Source organism: Collinsella aerofaciens (assembly GCF_039752775.1).
GTDB classification, from domain to species: domain Bacteria; phylum Actinomycetota; class Coriobacteriia; order Coriobacteriales; family Coriobacteriaceae; genus Collinsella; species Collinsella aerofaciens_R.
The window spans coordinates 1-15,505 of the sequence record NZ_JBDMGT010000007.1 but is presented as its reverse complement, the minus strand read 5'-3'; the positions used below and the strand labels follow the sequence as shown (position 1 = coordinate 15,505).

The following is a 15,505-nucleotide window of genomic DNA, read 5'->3' as shown; positions in this document are numbered from 1 at the left end:
ACTGGGGGCTGACATGGCAAGGAAAAAGCGAATAACATTAATCCTAATCATTCTTTCAACTCTACTGCTCGCTGGGCCCGGTGTGGTTGATATCGCGAACGCAGAATCCATAAGCTCCTCCATCCCTACTGATTTTGAGCAGCAATCCGTCTCCTCGACTCTTAATTCTTCCGATTCAATCAATGATGGGTCTGCTCAAGAATCCGTTAAATGGAATCAGGGTTGGAATTCGTTTGACGGTAACTGGTTCTATGTGGATTCAGTTAATCCGGTCTCGCTGCATTCTGGCTGGCTCTATACCAATGGGGCCTGGTACTGGCTCGACCCCTCGACGCATGCCATGGCCATCGGGCTCCATGAGTGCAATGGCTCCGCGTACTGGTTTGACGCCTCCGGCGCGATGGCGACCGGGTGGGTGCTCGACGGCGGCACCTGGTACTACGCGACGGGCTCCGGCGCCCTCGCCTCCGGCTGGCTCAACCTAAACGGTACGTGGTACTGGCTTGACCCCTCGACGCACGCCATGGCTACCGGCTTTCACGAGTGCAACGGCTCACTGTACTGGTTTAATGCGTCCGGCGCGATGGCTACCGGATGGCTCCTCGACGGCGGTACCTGGTACTACGCGACGGGATCCGGCGCGCTGGCGCGCGGCCCCGTATCCGTCGGCGGCGTGCCCTACTGCTTCGACGCCCGGACGGGGGCCATGCTGACGGGCTACCAGACGGACGCGCAGGGCGTCCGCCGCTACTTCGGCAGCTGCGGCCCCCTTAACGGATGGGGCCTCGTCGACGGCTCCTGGTACTGGTTTGCGAACGGCATCGCCTCGACCGGCTGGCTTTACACCGGCGGTTCCTGGTACTGGCTCGACCCCGACGCGGGCGGCGCCATGGTGACGGGCCTTCACGCGTGCAACGACTCAGCGTACTGGTTCAGCGCCTCCGGCGCGATGGCGACCGGATGGGTGCTCGACGGCGGGACCTGGTACTACGCGACGGGCTCCGGTGCCCTCGCCTCCGGATGGCTCAGCCTAAGCGGTGCATGGTACTGGCTCGACCCCTCGACGCATGCCATGACCACGGGCGTTCAAACTATCGGATCATGTGAATACATATTTAATAGTACCGGCAAGATGATGGCTAATTGCTGGTCAAACGGTGATGGGTCTTGGATGTATCATTCGTCATCCAGCGGCGCAATTGACCTTAAAGGCATAATGACCGATTCGGGAATCCAGCTGATTGACGATGACGGTAATGCCAGAACGGGCTGGATTGAGAGTCAGGGTTCTCGATATTATTGTTCTGCTAATGGGGTAATTCTGACTGGATGGCAGCAAATTGCTGGGTCTTGGTATTACTTTAACTCGGATGGTCGAATGGCGACCGGCTGGCTTAACGATGGCGGTAACTGGTACTGGCTAGATTCCGCTTCTGGCACAATGAAAACGGGATGGCTTTCCCTTGGGGGCACATGGTATTACCTTGATGCCGCACGTGGGGGAGTAATGCTGAGCAACGGTTGGTATTGGATCGGCTCTACTGACTACAAGTTCAGCTCATCCGGCGCAATGGTTGGCGCTTGGGTCGATGTCCCTTGCTGTTCGCAGTACCCGGAACTTCCTACTGGCTGTGAGTCGGTTGCCCTTACAAACTTGCTTAACTACTATGGTTTCGGTTTAGGTAAGACGATTATTGCGGATTATTACTTGCCCAAGGGAAGCAACGGCAACTTTGTTACCGCTTTTGATGGCAACCCAAGGCGTAGCAGCGGGGGTCTCATGGGATGCGTCGCCCCTGCGATTACTATTGCTGGAAATAACTTTCTGCGTGCTGCTGGAAGTGGCAAGCAGGCAAAAGACGTTTCTTTCTCGTCAATTTCTTCCATTAAGAACAAGCTGACCTGTGGTCAACCTGTTGAGATGTGGAATACCGAGTGGGGAAGTTGGCCAGGAGGCCGTTATGCTGCTCGTTGGTATAACGGGCATTCCTATGGTCTGTGGGGCGGTAATCATGCCGTAGTCCTTAAAGGCTATGATGACGAGCGGGGAATTGTCTATCTTTCGGATTCGATTAACGGCAATGTTACGCGAAATGCCCAGGTCTTCTTCGGCACGTGGCAACAGATGGATAGCCAGGCCGTGGTAATTGAATAGACATAATGCTAAAAAAGGGAGAGCTCGACGAGCTCTCCCTTTTTACCGCATTGTTAATCAAGCTACACTGTCTTATTTCGTCCAAATAGTTCGTCCCAGTTACTGGCTGCCAAAACTGTTCCGCATACAATTACAACGCAGCAGATTACGGATGCCATGTCGGGAATTGTTCCAAGCAAGATCAGGCCAAAGACCACTGACCATGCCGAATAGGAGATATTCAGAGCCATCGCACGCGCTGCTCCGATTGCCGCAATGCCCTTGTAATAGAACAGATAGGATGCAGTTCCTGCGAGTCCGGCGAGTGCAATAATCAATGTGGGCATGCTTGGGATAGCGCCCAACGTGAAATGCCATGCTCCGAAGAGGGGGAGTACGAGCGCTCCATAAACAAGCGCACTTGTAGTTTCGCGGATTTGCAAAGCTGTTTCGTCATCAACGGCATCATCTTTCATTCCCCATGCGCACAGCACCGCTTCGGATCCCCATCCAATAACGGCAAGCACTGCGCCGAGTAAGCCGAGGGGGGCATTTGCAATCTCGCTCGATCCGGCCGATAGATAGCCCATCGTCATTACACCGCAAAGAGCAACGAGAAGGGAAAGAATCTGGCCTTTGCCCATTTTCTCCTTCAGCAGTACGAAGGAAAGGAATGCTCCGACTGCGGGATAGAAGGCGGAGATGATTGCCGTGTAGGCAGCTCCGATGTTATTAATTGCCAATACGTAGCCGGTCATTCCGATAGGTCCACCGAGTAGGGCGCCGGCGATGACGACCTTGCCCGAACGAGTTTTAAGTGCAGCGAGCGTGTCTTTTAGTCTGCCTCGGACTCCCATGTAGCCAAAGAGCCAAATTGCACAGAAGGCATCATGGAGAAAGGATCCCGCAATGGAGGCGCATGCAAGCGCTTCCGCCGATCCAATATAGGGCGCAAGCGCCAAGCCGATTCCAAGAATTACTGTATCAAGGCCCCAAAGAAGACCGCTAAAAAAGCCGAATTGCATCGTTACTCACCTTTCCGATAGATCTCCAGTGCCTTTTTGAGGTATTTGGCACCGTAATTGAAGTAGATATAGAGCCATTCGCCCACGAAGTCGCCTTCGGCTTCTTTCAGAAGAGACCAGAGGTACCAGCACCATCCTGCAAGGGCAATGTGCGCATAGTTATGCGCAATTTCGTTGTTTGTTGCCTTGCGCCCAATATATGCATCAAGCGCGCGGTCGACTTCATCTTCGGAAAGCTCGCAGCAGACACTGCATGTTCCAAAATCGTTTGCGTAATCGCTCATGCCAGCATATTCCCAGTCAATGAGATAGTACTTGTCGTTCTCATCGATAAGGAAATTGAGGTAAAAGAAGTCATTGTGGCAAAGGCATTTTGGTGCATTATCGGCCTGTACAAAGTGCTCCAATTCATCGATTTCGGCGGACATTTCCCTGTAGCCTGGAATGTCGATGGGACCTTTTTCCAGAAGAAGTGATTCGTAGCGCTTCGCTTCGAGGTAGAAGTCAAATTCGGTTTCGACATTTGCACCACTCTCGTGAAGCGAACGACACATCTGCATCATTCGATTCATTTGGGCAGGATCATGCGGATCAGGCTGCTTTGCGTTGGGTACAAACTTCGAAATTTTCCAACCACGCTTTGGGTCCTCATGAATGAACGTGTCGTCAAGGCCGAGTTCCTTGGCCTTTTTAAGTGCGGCTACTTCTCCATTTCTGTTAATAAGCAGTTCGGTCCCGACTCCCGGATGGCGGTAAACGTACTCTCCGTCATTGGTTCTAAAGTGGCACGATAGATTCGTAAGACCTTGTTTAAGGGGATAAACGTCGTGAATCTCTGATTTGGAGCAGCCGAGCACTTGCTCGATGTTATCGAAAATATCGGAGTCAACGTTTTCGATAAAATGCGGATCAAAGGCACGCAGCTCATCAAGAGAATCGAATTCGTTGATCTCGCCCTCAGGATACTTCTTGATAACCATATCGAGCTCCTTGATGTGCTCGATATATAGATCTTCCCAAAGCTTGTCCGTTGTTTCGGGCTTGTTATATTCCGTTTCGAGAATCTGCTTAAATGCAAGCGAGAAGGCTTTATCAAAGTAGACATGTCCGAGCATATACCAAGCATCGGAACCGCCAATCGTAACATTGGTAATTCTGTCCATTGCTCCGGTTTGAATGCACCATTCTTTGGTGGCGCCTTCAGCATATTGAGCAGAATAAAACGCTTTCCAAACGTATGCTTCGAACGGATTGTTTAGAAGGTAATCATCGCTTGAGCAAATATAGGTGTTGCCAAGCCGCTCTTTTACGCACATAAGCGATGCGTGGTTATTTTTGGATGCATATTCGTTGTTGACGACAATCGAGACGCCGAACTTGCTTTCGAGATAGAAGAAATATTCTTTTTTATAGCCGACAACGACGGTGATATTGCTGATACCTGCGTCTTGCAGCTGCCTAATCTGTCGCTCAATGAGGATCTCACCACGTACTTTTAAAAGGCCTTTGGGCTTTTCATACGAAATGGGAGCAAAGCGGCTCGAAAGCCCCGCAGCCAATATCACTGCGTTTTCAACCTTATAGGGATGAAGCGCTTCGTAACCGCCGTCGGTTAGGCTGTCCGATTCGAGAAGCCCCTCATTCGTGAGCTCTTTATTCGCTGCGTTTACTGATCCAAGTGAAAGGCCGGTGCGCTCGGCAACTTCTCGCTGGCTGGCATATGGGTTCTTTAGGTATTCGTACAGAACTGTAAAGTTACGCTTGGTCAGTTCCACTGCAGGCCTCCAATTAAGATGTTCATTGCTTAGGAAAAGAATAGAATGATTGAACGATATGTTCAATCAATTGTATTTAGCTACATAGACTGAACAGAAAGTAGCGAAAATCAATCTCGAAAGGTGGATTAAAATAACTAAATAGGATATCTGGGAGGGTCGCTTATGTATCGATTCGAAAAGAAGGCCACGCTTGTTTGTGCTGCTGCGTCATTAATCACTGCTTGCTGCTTGCCCCTGAGTGCGAATGTCGCGTTTGCACAGGATTCCGTTGAGGCTCAGAGTATTGAGTCAAAAGCGGATTTTTCTTCTGTGGTTTCCGATGATTTGCAACCTGATAATTCTTCCGTCATAAAAGATGGCTGGCAACGAGACGAGTCGTCTGGAGTTTGGTATTACGGAAAAAACGGTAAACACCAAACTGGCTGGCTGCAAAGCGGGGGCTATTGGTATTGGCTTGATCCGGCCAATGATGGTGCAATGCAGACAGGTTATTTCAATGTGACCGATGCTGGCGGATCGACTGCTTCGTTTTATGCGAATGACGGCAATGCCGCAACGCCTTTTGGCGCGCTATATCAGAACTGCTGGCTACGTAACTCAGATGGAAATTGGTTTTATGCCAATGCTGGAGGCGATTTAGCTGCTGATTGGTTTTATCAAGACGGCACATGGTATTACCTGGATCCTGCCACCCATATAATGCAGGTTGGTTTTGTCGACCTCGGGAGCGGGAAATACTATTTAGATGCCACTGGTGCTATGAAAACCGGCTGGATTCTCGTTGACGGGAATTGGTACTGGGCTTATTCATCGGGTGCCCTTGCTTCGTCATGGCAAACGATAGGTGGGGCTCGCTATTATTTTGACCCACAGACGGTGCTTTGATAATCTTTAAGCAATGAATTTGGGAGGATTTTTGGAAATAGAAATGGGAAATGATATTGGCGTATGCGTACTTCTCTCAGCTTATAAACCCGATCTTAAGTTTTTCGCGGAACAACTTGATTCGATAGATAAACAAACTTTTCCGCTTACGCTTCTAGTTAGAAATGACTGCCCTGAATCGGATTCATTAGAGCGGTTTATCCAAGCGCATATAACGAAAAACGCCTATCGGTATTATCACGGTGATAATAATCTCGGTTATGTCAAATCGTTCGAGGCGCTGCTCTCCTTGGCGGAAGGGGATTACGTAGTACTTTGCGATCAGGATGATATTTGGGAGCCTAATAGAGTTGAAGTTTCGCTCAACCATATGCTAGAAGAAGGCTCAATTCTAGATGTTTGTGATAGATCGGTAATTGACGAAAACGGAAATATTCTGGTAAAGAGTTATAGGAAAGCTCATCCTAATTCGCCGGAAGTAAATTGGTGCTCTGGAGAGGATATTACTGTACAGGCCGCAAGCGTATGTTACGGCATTGGTATGGCTCTCATGTTAGATGCGAGTGCGGCGAAGTCGATGATTCCCTTTCCGGAATCGACTGCACATGACTTGTGGTTGACATTGGGTTGCAGTGAACTGGGGAAGTGCAGCTTTACTATGACTCCTTTGGTTAAGTATCGTCGACATGGTGGTAACGAAACTGGATTCCTTGCAGGTGTTTCTTCAAAAGATGATTGGTATTCGACAAGAGTTAAAAACAGGGTTGATACTGCTAGGCGATTTGCCGATAGATTTCCCGATTCACCGCATCTAAAGGAAATATTGGGGTTCGCTGAAGCAAGGGAGCGGCGCTCCATAATTGGTTTACTTAAATACCGACGAGCTTGCCCGTCTATCGCTAAAGCAGATATCATTATACGTCTTATGCCGAATTGGCTGTTTATTTTGATTTTAAAAGAACTTAAAGCTGCGAGATAGCTCCGTATCCTCATTTCGACAGGTTTAGAAGGGCGCTTATATTTGTGAAGGCCACAGAGAAGACTCTTTCGATTAAACATAATATGTTCTGGAATACCGTCGGTTCGTTGACTAATTTAGGCTGTCAGTGGCTTATCACCATTTTGGTCGTTCGGCTGTCTGATGGATATAGTGCTGCAGGCATTTATTCGCTGGCTATGTCTATTTTCAACATGTTTTCTCAATTAGCCCAATACAGGATGTACACGGTGCAAATTGCAGATGTTGAAAGGAAAAACTTTGCTGGTGAATACCTGACTTTTCGTTTCTTTACTACTTTTATAGCGTTTGCAATGTTAGCCGTCTATTCCATTGCAACGTGTCGTATTGGTACGGTGCCCGCTATTCTTCTGTATGCTCTCTATAAAACCGCTGGCTTAGTCATTGATGTCATGCATGCTAATGATCAGGTTGGTCATAGGATGGACTATATTGGGAAATCCCTCATAATGCAGGGCATCGGCTCTCTCCTTTCATTCATTCTTGTCTTTGGATTTTTTAATAGCCTCGAAGGTGCACTGTTGCTTATGACGGTAGTGACAATAGGCATCGGAGTTATTTACGATTATCCAAGATCAAATCGGATTTCTGCAATCAAGCTTGGAATTAGCCGAGCGAAGGTCAGAGCCTTCCTATGTAGCTGTTTGCCCATCGTTCTGGGCGGCATTGCTGCTTCTGCGGCGCCGAATATTCCCAGGCAGTATTTATCTTATTCATTCGGAGATTCTGCTCTGGGTATTTATGCATCAGTTGCTGCACCTGTGGCAATTATCCAAATGGGTGCGACCTATATTTATAATCCTTTATTAGGTTATCTAGTAGAGCGTTACCATTCTAGAGAAAAGTCCTTTTTTTCGCTCATAGGTAAAATACTTGCTGGCATCTTTTTTGTCGGTGTCATATCTTCAGTTGCCCTTTTCTTTTTCGGTAAATTATTGCTGTCACTGTTTTATGGCGCTGGAATAGCTAAACATACCGATCTCCTTCAGCCTATGTTGGCTTGTGCCTTTTTGACTGGCATCGCTTGGTTTGTCAACGATTTGTTGGTTTCTCTTGATAATTACCGAGGGGTATTTGTTGGCAGCATGCTGTCCTTAATTAGTGCTGTCGCTGTTATGGCTCCTGCGCAAATGCTGTTTGGCTTAAATGGCCCTACTGTATCGGCGCTTATATCCAATGCCATTTGCCTTATTTATCAGTCTTCTGTTTTGGGGAAACAGACGCAACAATGGTTCGGGGAAAAGAGATAGGCCGATGATGTCTAAAGCTCACGCGCTATTAAAGCTTCAAAACACTGAATTGGATATCCTTCAGGTTGTCGCCGCATTCTGCTCTAAGCGCGGCATCAGGTGGTGGCTTGACGGTGGAACATGTTTAGGAGCAATGCGTCATAGGGGGTTTATCCCTTGGGATGATGATATAGATATCGGAATGATGCGTTCAGATTATGACCGCTTTTGCTCTTTAGCCGAGGGTGGGTTACCGGAAGGATATTCGCTCCATACATCGCGGAATACTACTGGCTATGCTGCGATGTTTGCTAAGGTGTATCGCGATGGAACTCGCTTCGAGAATCAAGAGGCTCGAGAGGCTTCCAGTTCGATGGGCATTTTTGTCGACATCTTTCCATATGACCAGCTCTATACAGATAAACGCCTTCGTGCAAAGCAAGTCCGAACTGCATCAATTGCGCAGAAAAGAGCCTATTTATATCATTCTTCTTCCATTGTTGTCCCTCATAAAGGGTTCCTTGGTCAACTCGAGCAAATTGGTTGTTCTGCTATGCACGTGGTGGAACAACTGGTTTCTCGAGGCGCATGCTCTTACCAGGATTTGTTCGATTCCTGTATTGCCGACTCAAATACGGGTGAGGTCTCTGATTACTGTCTGACGTTAAGCTGGCCGAATATGGCGCCAGTGCCTATTTCAGAGATTTTCCCTCTGAGCAGTGCGGTTTTCGAAGGCAGTGAATTCCCTGTTCCTCGTATGACGGATAAATATCTTACAACGATGTATGGCGATTGGAAAAAAATACCGTCACCGGATAATCGACATACCCATCTTCCGCTCTTGCTCGACTTTGGAGATGGGGAAGTCTGGACGGCACAGAATTAAGGATATGACATCTATATCAGATGAGGTTATGTGATGAGCTCCTCTATTTGTATTTTCACTCACCATTATCACCCGCAACTTAGTGGAATTGGTAATTTTGTCGATGGTCTCGCTCACGCCTTGACTGCACGCGGCGATAGGGTGGTTATCGTTACTAATGATTCGATGCGCGTGGGAGTCGGTCATTCAGTCGAAAACGGCCTGGAGGTAATTCGTCTTCCTTGCATTCCGTTACTTGATGGAAGACTTCCTCTTCCCAAAAAAACCAGTGATTATTACCGACTCCTGCAAACCCTTGATGATTATGAGTGGAATGGTGTTCTGATAAACACGAGACTTTTCCCTCTCTCGCTCGAAGGGCTGAAGTTTGCTGCGGATCATAGTGCTAAGGCTGTTGTTCTCGACCACGGCTCAGCGTATCTCTCTTTCAATCAGCTATTTCTTGATTATTTTGTTCGCCGATATGAAGATTGGATTACTGATCGCGTAAAGTCGTTTGAACCTGATTTCTATGGGATTTCTTCTAAAAGTGTTGAATGGCTTCAGCACTTTAATATCACTGCAAAAGGCGTAATTTCAAACTCAATCAATGCCTCATTCTATAGGAGTATTTCTTCGGGGAGAGATTTCCGATCTGAATTAGGTATCCCTCAGTCATCTTTGGTTGTAGCTTTTGTCGGGCGGCTTATTCCTGAAAAGGGAATATATTCAATTATTGAGGCGGCTCGCACAAAAGATATTACCAAGCGTGATATTTGTTTTGTTCTTGCAGGGGATGGTCCGCTGGCTAATGAGGTCAAGGAAGCTTGTTCGTCTAACTTGTTTTGGCTTGGGAGATGTAACACAGAGGATATTTCCTCCTTACTTCAGCAAGCAGATGTGCTTTGTCTTCCAACTCGTTCCGAAGGCTTTTCAACGGTACTTCTTGAAGCTTCAGCCTGCGGAACGCCTGCAGTGGTAACAGACGTGGGCGGGGCACGCGAGCTTATCTTAGATGATAGCTTCGGCACAATAATTCGGTCCATGGCATCTGATGAGGTGGTTTCGGCATTATGCAGGCTTTTTGATGATCGAAAGCTGCTTTCTCTTCAGTCTCGAAACTCTAGGGCGCTTGTTGAAAATCGATATAACTGGGATGCCACTGCTATGGATGTCGAGAAGGCGTTTTGTATTTGCTAAGTGATACTTGGCTGGCTTTTGCTTAGCTTTTGAGTGAAGTTGGATTTGAGATACGAATTTGTTATTGTCGACTTACCCTATTCGATTTTGTCTTTAGTTGGAGATGCACGTTTTGAATAATCCTGCAATTAAGAAAAGCGAGTACGCGCTTGCCATCTTTTGGCTGGGACTTCTTTTATTAGCTGTTGCGACATCATTGCACTATAAGAATTTAAATCTATTCATTCTTGAACTCTTTTGCGATGTCGTTGCTGTTGCGTGCTTATATTTGCAACCGAAATCACAGTCGGGTGGTGACGCTATTCGTCAGATAACCGTCCTCGTCGCGTCCAGCATTCTCAGCAGCTTTCTGCTAGTTTTAATCATATTGACTGGTGCGAAGACGTTTGGCCCCTTCGATCTTGACGCATGGAATATCGCAAGTCTTGTTATATGCTTTCATTTAGTTTTAGCGTTTCAAGGCATTGAGCTTTGCTATGGCCTGGTGAAGAGCTTTGTAGCCTCGGTTAAGAAAACTGATACTAAGAAGTGTTTCTTTTTTTTGACGGTTTCTGTTGGCTTTGCTGTTTTAATCGCTTTTATTGGCATTCCGCTCGATAAGTCAAAGACGGTGTTGTTCGCGTCTGCTTTGCCCATTACTGTTTTGATCGGGTTGATTGCTATTAATGGGGGCACTTCTTATCTGAAGCCCGAACTGTTCGCTTTCGCATGCATTGTCTCGGTCGGTCTATCCGTAATTATTTGCTTCCCCGTTACAAATTTTCTGACATGGGATGATGAGGTCCACTATGGAAATGCAAATAGTGTTTCCTACCTCACAAATGCTGAAATAACAAATTCTGACCGAATGATAGTCGAACAGTTTTATAGGGGGGACGGCTTTAGTTTGGATGCATCTTTGGGTAAGTACCCAATAGATGAAACAAGAGAGTTTAACCGTGGCTCTGTTGAGCAATTAGTCAGAGAGGCCGATAAAAATAATATAGCTGAAGGTATCGAACGTGTTAATTGTTTTGATAGTGTGGCTCTTTCTAAAATTGCCTATATTCCTTCATCTATCGGCCTTTGTTTGGGTCGCTTGCTTCATCTCCCATTTTCTATCAAATTTGCATTGGGAAAATTATTTAATTTACTTGCGTATGCAGTTATCTGCGGAATCGCAATTCGTATAGCCCCTTGCAGAAAATGTCTTTTCACTTGTATTGCGTTGTTCCCGTCTGCCGTGTTAATGGCAGCCAGTTACTCGTATGATCCCTGTGTGATATCGTTCAGTTTGCTAGGAACAGCTCTTTTGTTGAAGATGCTTGTTTCTGAAGAGGATATTTCTGCAAAAACATTCTTCGGATTTCTATTATCTTTTGCAATCGGATTTGCAGCTAAAGCGATTTATTTTCCCTTATTCGGACTTGCGCTTTTAATTCCTGCAGATAAATATACTTCGAGCAAGCAAAGACGTATCTTGATTGGAGCTGCACTATTCGTTTGCGCCATAATGATTTTATCTTTCTTGACGCCATATTTCTCTTCTGTCGTAAATAACATTTCTGATGCACGTGGTGGCTCCGAAGTCTCTACGGCTGGTCAAACGACGGGAGTGCTTGCAAATCCAGTTGGAACTATAGTTGTAATCTCGAATTTCGTTTTTGGATCGATGCTGACCCCGGCGTTTCTCAATTCAATATCAACGAATATGGCTTATCTTGGGGACGTGTCCAATCTGTTCCCATGGCTTTCATATCTTCCCATCGTGTTGTTTGAGGCTATATGCATTATTGATAATGAAAAAGTTACTAAATTTAAGTTTAGCCGTTTCGGGATTGTTTGGACTCTATTCCTGGTTCTTGCTACTTGCTATTTAGTTGCTTTGGCTCTATACATCGCCTTTACAGGAGTTGGAAGCCAGACAGTTGCGGGTGTTCAGGCGCGATACCTCATACCTTTGTTAATACCTTTCGCCTGTCTTTTGCTCAGGTTTCCTATTTACTGCGACGAGGAAGAGAAGACTAAATGTACAGCCTTTATGCTCGGGATTCCATTTGGGCTGCTGTATTTTGTGTTTTTCGAGCTTTTGTATATCCGATTTTTCTAAACTAGCGCTATAAGTCATGGCTATAGTAAGAGGGGATAATAGTTGGATTAGATTGGTTCGAATGGGACGGCGTTGAGGACTCAGGACATGCGTTCCGCATTTGAGACAGAGGTGCACGGGGCCCTTACCCTGCTATGATGGGTGGGGACTCCGTGTGGGCCCCAGTTAAGCAAGCTAAATATCTAAGCTTGAGATGTAACTTCGCGATGGCTAGTCAGGATACTGTAAACTTAAGTTTGAGTTAAACTGTGCGTTGGGCTGTAAGAGTCGCAATTTCTTCAAGCGTCGCTAAGAGCCAACTTTTTTGGAATGGATGAATCTCGATTGTCTCTTGCTGCAACAACATGTTCAAAAGGATATCCGCGTGTTCTCGTAATAATCCCTGCCTATAACGAACAGGAGTGCATTCTCGATACCGTTGCGTCTATAAAAGCTGCGGGATATGACTATGTTGTAATCAACGACGGGTCACAAGATGGAACGCTTGAGCTTTGTCGAGAGCATGGTGTCAACATATTGGACCTGCCACAGAACCTTGGTATCGGTGGAGCGGTCCAAGCGGGCCATAAGTATGCTCAGAGATTTGGCTATGATATTGACATTCAGGTTGACGGCGATGGCCAGCATGATCCTTCTTATGTTCCTGAGCTTGTAAAGCTGATTGAGGGTGGGGCGAGCCTGGCGATAGGCTCTCGATTTCTGGTTGAGACTGATGGTTTTCAGTCAACTTTTATGCGTCGCGTTGGAATCAGGTGGCTTTCATTTTTGCTCGAGCTGCTTACGGGTAAGGTGGTCACCGATCCCACTTCTGGTTTTAGGGCATGCAATAAAGATGCTATCGACCTGTTCTGCAAGAGTTATCCTGATGACTACCCGGAGCCAGAGTCGATTGCTTTGGCTATGAAGCTTGGTCTTCCCGTTATGGAGGCGCCTGTAAAGATGAATGAACGCCAAGGCGGACGTTCGTCCATCGGGGGCTTCTCTTCCGTCTACTACATGATCAAGGTCACGTTAGCCATTGTTCTTGTGTGCTGGGTTCATAGGGGAGATAAATAATGAATCTAATTTTGAGGATTGGTGCGGCCCTCTTTTTCGGCGGCTTTCTCGTCTATGTTTTGCGGCTCGTGTCCAACGGAAAGATGCTTCTTAAGTACTCTCTGTTGTGGATTTTGATGTGTATGGCGGCCTTGATTTGTGATATATGTCCTCAAATTATTTATAGTTGTTCAACAGCTATTGGGTTTGTCAACCCAGCCAATTTCCTTTTTTTGGGTGCAATCGTGCTGTTGCTTGCAATCTCTCTGTCTCTTAGCGTTGCCGTGAGTCGTCATGTTTTGGCGATTAAAAACCTTACTCATAGGATTGCCCTACTCGAAAAGGAACTTGAGAAATGGTCTAATCATGAATGAGCTCAATACGATGGTTTGATTCAGTTCCTTCGGCTATTCCTCATTAAGTCTCCCAGGGTGGTTGTCAATCTAGCGCCGGAGCCCAGGGACCGTTATGCTCGAGTGGTCCCGGTGGTGGGGGCTCGCTCTTGAGTCAAAAGTCCTTTCATTATCGAACTGCCTGAGCAATATTCTTTCCGAAGCATAATTTGACTGGGGTGTTTCGCTGTAAATCGTCATCTGGATGGACAGCGGTGACGAGGTCCTTGGTCCGATTGTTAAATCGTCTCAGCCGTTATAATTCACCACTACTGTACGCCAATTGGCTTGTATCGATGCATAGAGTCAACTTAAGCCAGCCGGAGAACTCCATGGCAAAAGAACGTAATTCCATTGTCGAGCTTTTTTGGTTAATCTCAATGTGGTGTGTATTTGCGCATCATTTTGTAATACATAATGCAGATGATATATCGGTTTTTGCTAGTCCTTTAACCCGTTTAATTTTTAAGTGTTAGCGCCGGAATAATTTAGCCAAATATAGTCGGCCGAGATTGACCAATCCCGGCCGACCCATTTTAGCCAACACGCCCGCATCTATGACTTTCCTATCGCATTCCTACATCCCCTCGGGCTGGACCCCCCTCACCTTCACCGCCTGGGGGACGGCCTCCACCGAGTAGGTGTCAAGCTCCCTGCCGCGGTAGCTCGGGCCCCGCATCACGAACACCGACGCCTTGTCGAACAGCCTGCCGAGGGCGCAGAGGAGCGTGTCGTCGCCCGTGAAGAACTCATCCCACCCGCTCGGGGCGATGTTGCTCGTGAGGACCATCGCGTTCGGCCCCTCCTTCTCGTAGCGCCTGTCGACGACATCGAAGAACAGGTCGGTGCACGGCCTGTCGTAGACGCATCTCCCCACCTCGTCAACGATGAGGCACGACGGCTTGACGAGCGAGGAGACGACCCGCGAGGTGTTTCCCCGCTGGACGGCCTTCTGGAACCTGTCCCTGAGCTCGGTCGCCTTTATGTAGTAGGTCTTGAGCCCCCGCATGCAGCACTCGCGCCCGTAGGCCTGCGCGAGGTGCGTCTTCCCTATGCCGCCGGGCCCGACGAAGGCGACGTTGCGGTGCGCGTAGAGGTCGGCCAGCGACGGGAGCTTGCCCAGCGCGGCCGCGTCCCGGCCCTGGATCCTGGAGAAGTCGAAGCCCTCGAAGGTCTTGGGCTCGCGCCTGGGCAGCCTGCTCAGCCTCAGCAGCGTCTCGATGGAGGCGAGCCTCCTCTTCTCCGCAAGGTAGGAGAAGGTGGCTGCCACGGCGGCCATCTCCCCGTCGCCGAGGTCGAGGTCCGAGGCGAGGGTCGCGAGCTCCTCCGCCCCGACGGCGATCCCGAGCCTCGACGCGGCGTCGCTCGCGAGCTCGTAGGGGCTCGCCCCCGCGCCCGCCATCATTCGGCCCTCCCGAAGTCGAACCTCTCGAAACCGGGTTTCGTCCTGGGCGGGGCGATTTGCTCGACCACGGTCCCCACCGGCTGGGTCGGCAGCTCCTCGGGCTGCGCCGGCGATGTCTCCCACTGCCCCTCGCACCAGCTGTCGGCGCCGGTGCCGACGGCGTGGGCGACGAGCTCGCGGGAGAGGTCGTCGCTGTATATGTGCACCACGCGCCCCTCCCGGCTCACCCTGCACTCGCGGCGGACGTACCAGTAGGGCACGCCGTAGCGGTGCCCCTCGAAGCTCACGAAGCCGTCGAAGGAGATCTTCCGGCGCGGGCACAGGTACCGCTCGACCTCGGCCGTGACCTCGAGCGGCCTGGTGTTCGCCGAGCACGCCGCCTCGTGCTCGCGCATCGGGACGCATGCCGCCGCGCGCCGCCAGCGGCCTCCCTGCTCGGCGCACCAGAGG

13 protein-coding genes are annotated in these 15,505 nt (G+C 48.7%); 9 read left to right on the top strand and 4 right to left on the bottom strand.

Annotated elements, in window-relative coordinates; all coding sequences use genetic code 11:
* Window positions 1–13 precede the first annotated feature (13 nt).
* The gene (locus ABHR63_RS03045; protein ID WP_346964846.1) at window positions 14–2,155 is read left to right on the top strand and encodes a C39 family peptidase; all 2,142 of its coding nucleotides are present in this window, start codon (window positions 14–16) and stop codon (window positions 2,153–2,155) included.
* Between the two features lie 62 nt (window positions 2,156–2,217).
* On the opposite strand, the gene ABHR63_RS03040 is transcribed toward ABHR63_RS03045, so the two are convergent.
* Window positions 2,218–3,159: a DMT family transporter gene (locus ABHR63_RS03040; RefSeq protein ID WP_346964847.1), complete on the bottom strand. Its 942-nt coding sequence runs from the start codon at window positions 3,157–3,159 to the stop codon at window positions 2,218–2,220.
* A 2-nt stretch (window positions 3,160–3,161) separates the two neighbouring features.
* Window positions 3,162–4,934 (bottom strand): NTP transferase domain-containing protein, encoded by a 1,773-nt coding sequence (locus ABHR63_RS03035; RefSeq protein ID WP_346965868.1) that lies wholly within the window; start codon window positions 4,932–4,934, stop codon window positions 3,162–3,164.
* A gap of 165 nt (window positions 4,935–5,099) precedes the next feature.
* On the opposite strand from ABHR63_RS03035, the gene ABHR63_RS03030 reads away from it, so the two are divergent.
* The 8 genes from ABHR63_RS03030 to ABHR63_RS02995 all read left to right on the top strand — a co-directional run bounded on the left by ABHR63_RS03030 (window position 5,100) and on the right by ABHR63_RS02995 (window position 13,632).
* Window positions 5,100–5,822, top strand: a complete 723-nt coding sequence (locus ABHR63_RS03030) for a PspC-like choline-binding domain-containing protein (RefSeq protein ID WP_346965867.1) — start codon at window positions 5,100–5,102, stop codon at window positions 5,820–5,822.
* A gap of 31 nt (window positions 5,823–5,853) precedes the next feature.
* Window positions 5,854–6,801 (top strand): glycosyltransferase, encoded by a 948-nt coding sequence (locus ABHR63_RS03025; RefSeq protein WP_158554631.1) that lies wholly within the window; start codon window positions 5,854–5,856, stop codon window positions 6,799–6,801.
* A 44-nt stretch (window positions 6,802–6,845) separates the two neighbouring features.
* Complete coding sequence (locus tag ABHR63_RS03020) at window positions 6,846–8,090, top strand: MATE family efflux transporter (RefSeq protein ID WP_346964850.1); 1,245 nt, start codon at window positions 6,846–6,848, stop codon at window positions 8,088–8,090.
* A 4-nt stretch (window positions 8,091–8,094) separates the two neighbouring features.
* Window positions 8,095–8,955 (top strand): LicD family protein, encoded by an 861-nt coding sequence (locus ABHR63_RS03015; protein WP_175406050.1) that lies wholly within the window; start codon window positions 8,095–8,097, stop codon window positions 8,953–8,955.
* A gap of 33 nt (window positions 8,956–8,988) precedes the next feature.
* Window positions 8,989–10,134: a glycosyltransferase family 4 protein gene (locus ABHR63_RS03010; protein ID WP_346964852.1), complete on the top strand. Its 1,146-nt coding sequence runs from the start codon at window positions 8,989–8,991 to the stop codon at window positions 10,132–10,134.
* Between the two features lie 112 nt (window positions 10,135–10,246).
* Window positions 10,247–12,223, top strand: coding sequence for a DUF2142 domain-containing protein (locus ABHR63_RS03005; RefSeq protein WP_346964853.1), 1,977 nt, complete (start codon window positions 10,247–10,249; stop codon window positions 12,221–12,223).
* A gap of 324 nt (window positions 12,224–12,547) precedes the next feature.
* Window positions 12,548–13,279, top strand: coding sequence for a glycosyltransferase family 2 protein (locus ABHR63_RS03000; RefSeq protein ID WP_229042286.1), 732 nt, complete (start codon window positions 12,548–12,550; stop codon window positions 13,277–13,279).
* Complete coding sequence (locus tag ABHR63_RS02995; RefSeq protein ID WP_035138621.1) at window positions 13,279–13,632, top strand: DUF2304 domain-containing protein; 354 nt, start codon at window positions 13,279–13,281, stop codon at window positions 13,630–13,632. The genes ABHR63_RS03000 and ABHR63_RS02995 overlap by 1 nt, the downstream gene beginning before the upstream one ends.
* 595 nt (window positions 13,633–14,227) lie before the next feature.
* Here the strand turns inward: ABHR63_RS02995 and ABHR63_RS02990 are convergent.
* Both ABHR63_RS02990 and ABHR63_RS02985 read right to left on the bottom strand, forming a co-directional pair.
* On the bottom strand, window positions 14,228–15,055 hold the full coding sequence (locus ABHR63_RS02990) for an ATP-binding protein (RefSeq protein ID WP_346965866.1): 828 nt from the start codon (window positions 15,053–15,055) through the stop codon (window positions 14,228–14,230).
* Window positions 15,052–15,505 (bottom strand): Mu transposase domain-containing protein (locus ABHR63_RS02985; protein WP_430392749.1); only part of this gene is annotated, 454 nt, incomplete at its 5' end. The genes ABHR63_RS02990 and ABHR63_RS02985, both read right to left, overlap by 4 nt.

Bases quoted from the DNA above. Each gene is read 5' to 3' on its own strand.
- ABHR63_RS03015 (WP_175406050.1), top strand. From the start codon at position 8,095: ATGATGTCTAAAGCTCACGCGCTATTAAAGCTTCAAAACACTGAATTG.
- ABHR63_RS03010 (WP_346964852.1), top strand. From the start codon at position 8,989: ATGAGCTCCTCTATTTGTATTTTCACTCACCATTATCACCCGCAACTT.
- ABHR63_RS03045 (WP_346964846.1), top strand. From the start codon at position 14: ATGGCAAGGAAAAAGCGAATAACATTAATCCTAATCATTCTTTCAACT.
- ABHR63_RS02995 (WP_035138621.1), top strand. From the start codon at position 13,279: ATGAATCTAATTTTGAGGATTGGTGCGGCCCTCTTTTTCGGCGGCTTT.
- ABHR63_RS02990 (WP_346965866.1), bottom strand. From the start codon at position 15,055: ATGATGGCGGGCGCGGGGGCGAGCCCCTACGAGCTCGCGAGCGACGCC.
- ABHR63_RS03040 (WP_346964847.1), bottom strand. From the start codon at position 3,159: ATGCAATTCGGCTTTTTTAGCGGTCTTCTTTGGGGCCTTGATACAGTA.
- ABHR63_RS03030 (WP_346965867.1), top strand. From the start codon at position 5,100: ATGTATCGATTCGAAAAGAAGGCCACGCTTGTTTGTGCTGCTGCGTCA.